The organism is Microcystis sp. M_QC_C_20170808_M3Col (assembly GCF_007095505.1).
In the GTDB taxonomy this organism is placed as follows: Bacteria; Cyanobacteriota; Cyanobacteriia; order Cyanobacteriales; family Microcystaceae; genus Microcystis.
The window spans coordinates 1-2,653 of the sequence record NZ_SFBY01000147.1; the positions used below are offsets into that span (position 1 = coordinate 1).

Consider the following 2,653-nt stretch of genomic DNA (forward strand, 5'->3'; position numbering starts at 1 on the left):
GAAACGAATAGGCTTTTTCCATGTCTCACATTTTAGCATATATTTGGTAAATGCGCTAGTATTTAACGGTAAAGCCGTCGTAGAACGACGGGGTTTCAGACCCAAAATTTTCGATGATTCCAGAAACAGACTCTTTAGCTTCTAAACAAATCGGTGTGGCCGTAATTAGAGATGATCGAGATTTAATTTTAATCGATCGCCGTCTAGCCAAGGGACTCTTGGGCGGTTTTTGGGAATTCCCCGGTGGCAAAATCGAAGGCAATGAAACGGTACAGGAATGTATTAAACGGGAGATATTAGAAGAAATTGGCATTGAAATCGCAGTTGATAGTCATTTAATCACTATCGATCACACCTATAGTCATTTTCGGGTTAATCTACAAGTATATAACTGTCGTTATCTCAGCGGCCAAGGGAGAGCGATCGAATGTGAAGAAATCCGCTGGGTAACTATCCAGGAACTAGATAATTACACTTTCCCCGCGGCCAATCAAGAGATTATCAGAGCCTTAAAAGACATGGTAAACTCGAAATGATTGCTGTTAATCGTCGAGTGATTATGCTTAATCCTTCTATTCGTCAAGAACCCCGCTACGAACCGGCCGCGGTTATTCCCCTAAAAAAAGACGCTTCCATTGTTGAGTGGTTAGAAAAAAATAATCGCATGATTCCCCGGGATAAAGTCGCGGAACCAGATCTCACTCTCGAAGAAGATGTGGAACTATCTGAACTCATGGATGTCGATGATATCGGTTATGATGACGACGAGGATGAATTAGTCTTAGATGAAGATTAATCCCGTCTTCTTTGGCAAATTTTCCCCTTATCTGGCGCTTTAGTCGTGAACGCTAACTTTTTTTCCGCTTCCATTCTTAAAAAACCCACTGGAACCCATCTCCTGATTCTACTAACGGGATTACTATTTCTGTTAGTAGTTTTTTTTCAGTCCACTAATTCCCTTTTACCCCCCCTGATGGCCACGACATTAATCAGTGGTGGTCTTGGTTGCTGGGTAGTGCCGATGCTGCGGCGCTTGAAAATGGGTCAGATTATGCGCGAAGATGGCCCCCAAGCTCATTTAAAGAAAGCAGGAACCCCGACAATGGGAGGCAGCTTTTTTGTGCCAGTAGCCCTTATTTTCGCTTTAATCTGGTCTAAATTCACTCCTAATGTGGTAGCGGTTGCTTTGCTGACCTTTGTTTACATGGGTATCGGTTGGTTAGACGATTGGCAAATTCTGCGTTATAAGTCGAATAAAGGCCTATCTCCCCAGATGAAGTTAATTTTACAGATAACGGGGGCGGCGCTTTTTTGCCTCTGGATGTTGGTCAATCAGGTGAGTACCGATATCACCCTTTGGGGTCGATTAGTGATTCCTTTGGGCTTTTTCTTCTGGATTTTGGCGGGATTTGTCCTTGTGGCTGAAAGTAACGCCACTAATCTCACCGATGGGGTGGATGGATTAGCGGGGGGAACAGCTGCGATCGCTTTTTTGGGTTTAGGTATTATTATCGCTCCTAGTCATCCGGATTTAGCGATTTTCTGCGCTTGTTTTAGTGGTGCTTGTCTAGGCTTCATTTTTCATAACCGCAACCCCGCTAAGGTGTTCATGGGTGATACGGGTTCCCTCGCTTTGGGAGGTGCTTTAGCTGCGGTGGGTTTAATTGCCGGACATCTCTGGGGATTATTTTTAATTAGTGGTCTGTTCTTTCTGGAATCTCTTTCGGTAATCGCTCAGGTTAGTTATTATAAAGCTACAAAAGGACCCGATGGCAAGGGCAAAAGATTATTAAAAATGGCTCCTTTTCATCATCATTTAGAATTAAGTGGTTGGACGGAAACCCGGATTGTGGGAGCATTTTATCTGGTTAATGCGCTTTTAGTTGTCTTGGCTATTTGGAGTAGTTAATTAGGCACTAAAGGAAAGACCACAACCGCAGGTATTTTGGGCGTTGGTATTGGTAAAACGGAAACCACCACCCATGAGATCTTCTGAATAGTCTAATTTAAAAATTTGTAGGTAGCGATCGCTGTCAGGATCGACTAAAATATTAATACCCTGACTTTGATAAAAGCGATCGTTTTCTCCCGCAATATCGGTTAATTCGAGATGGTAGTGAAGTCCCGAACAACCACCGTTTTTTACGGCCAAACGCAGATAGGAACCCCCTAGGCGACGGCTTTGACTCCAACGTTCAATTTCTCTAGCGGCAGCGGGACTTAATTCGATCATTGTTTTTGAGACTATTGTAATAATAATATCAAGTTCTTGTGAAGTTATACCATAGTTGTTGTCCAACTTTATGTTAAGAAATATGTGACTAATAAATGGCGGGAGTAGCTGACAATTTTTAACAGAGAAAACGGGTTTCTCCGAGAAACCCGTTTTCTAGGTGACTTAGAAGGAGAGCTTAGACACTTAGATAAAGAAGCTACTAACATTAATGCTCCCCAAAGCTGGTAAAGTACCGGTAAATCCAGTGATATTTATTAATAAATCATTGCTGGATTGGAAGCCAGCAGTGAGAGGAGCCGGTATTTGTCACAGGGGACTTAATTTAAGGTAGCATATAGTTAAATGCGTTTTGTCTGCTAGGATAATGCTCAACCTTTCAAAAGACATTCATTCTCTAACTGAGTTTAAACGAAACAC

4 protein-coding genes and 1 pseudogene are annotated in these 2,653 nt (G+C 42.4%); 3 read left to right on the forward strand and 2 right to left on the reverse strand.

Annotation, left to right across the window (positions count from 1 at the left end; translation table 11 throughout):
* Positions 1-113 precede the first annotated feature (113 nt).
* Genes mutT through mraY form a run of 3 tightly spaced genes read left to right on the forward strand, consistent with a single transcriptional unit; the run spans position 114 to position 1,909 of the window.
* Positions 114-536 carry an 8-oxo-dGTP diphosphatase MutT gene (mutT, locus tag EWV84_RS06925; protein WP_287077393.1) on the forward strand — a complete coding sequence of 141 codons (423 nt, stop codon included), beginning with the start codon at positions 114-116 and terminating at the stop codon, positions 534-536.
* The gene (locus EWV84_RS06930) at positions 533-796 is read left to right on the forward strand and encodes a DUF3134 domain-containing protein (protein ID WP_002766063.1); all 264 of its coding nucleotides are present in this window, start codon (positions 533-535) and stop codon (positions 794-796) included. The genes mutT and EWV84_RS06930 overlap by 4 nt, the downstream gene beginning before the upstream one ends.
* 45 nt (positions 797-841) lie before the next feature.
* Complete coding sequence (gene mraY / locus EWV84_RS06935; RefSeq protein WP_287077395.1) at positions 842-1,909, forward strand: phospho-N-acetylmuramoyl-pentapeptide-transferase; 1,068 nt, start codon at positions 842-844, stop codon at positions 1,907-1,909.
* On the opposite strand, the gene EWV84_RS06940 is transcribed toward mraY, so the two are convergent.
* Positions 1,910-2,233 (reverse strand): HesB/IscA family protein, encoded by a 324-nt coding sequence (locus EWV84_RS06940; protein ID WP_287077397.1) that lies wholly within the window; start codon positions 2,231-2,233, stop codon positions 1,910-1,912.
* A 186-nt stretch (positions 2,234-2,419) separates the two neighbouring features.
* A pseudogene (locus EWV84_RS22810) lies at positions 2,420-2,524 on the reverse strand (bluetail domain-containing putative surface protein); the annotation flags it as partial.
* Positions 2,525-2,653 lie beyond the last annotated feature (129 nt).